The organism is Pseudocitrobacter sp. 73, assembly GCF_008369545.1.
GTDB classification, from domain to species: Bacteria; Pseudomonadota; Gammaproteobacteria; order Enterobacterales; family Enterobacteriaceae; genus Pseudocitrobacter; species Pseudocitrobacter vendiensis.
Map to the genome: position 1 here is coordinate 1 of NZ_VTZO01000103.1, position 365 is coordinate 365.

The 365-nt window shown below is 52.9% G+C and carries 1 protein-coding gene; it reads right to left on the minus strand.

What is annotated here, in order from left to right; genetic code table 11:
- On the minus strand, positions 1-365 hold a 365-nt coding region (locus F0Q32_RS26920; RefSeq protein ID WP_188016919.1), incomplete at both ends, for a hypothetical protein.

Below are 365 nucleotides of genomic sequence, written 5' to 3' on the forward strand. Positions count from 1 at the left end.
TCCTTTCCCCTTTCTTTCTCCCCTTCTCTTCCTTTCTTTCCTCTTCCCTTTCCTCCTCTCCCCTTCCCCTCCTCCCCTTTCTTTCTCTTTTTCCCCTCCCCTCCCCCTCCTTTCCCCCCCCTCCCTCTCCTCTCCCTCTTCCCCCCCTTTTTCTCCTCTCCCTTCCCCCTCCCTCCTCTTTTTTCTTTCTTCTCTTCCTCCCCTTCTCCCTCTCCTTCCTCCCTCTCCCCTTCTTCCCCTTCCTCCTTTCTCTCCTCCCCCTTCTCCTCCTTCCTCCCTTTTCTTCTTTCTCTTTTTTCCCCCCCTTCCCTTCCTCCTTTCTTTCCTTATTTATTTTTACACCTCTTCTGCAGATCTTTTGGCTG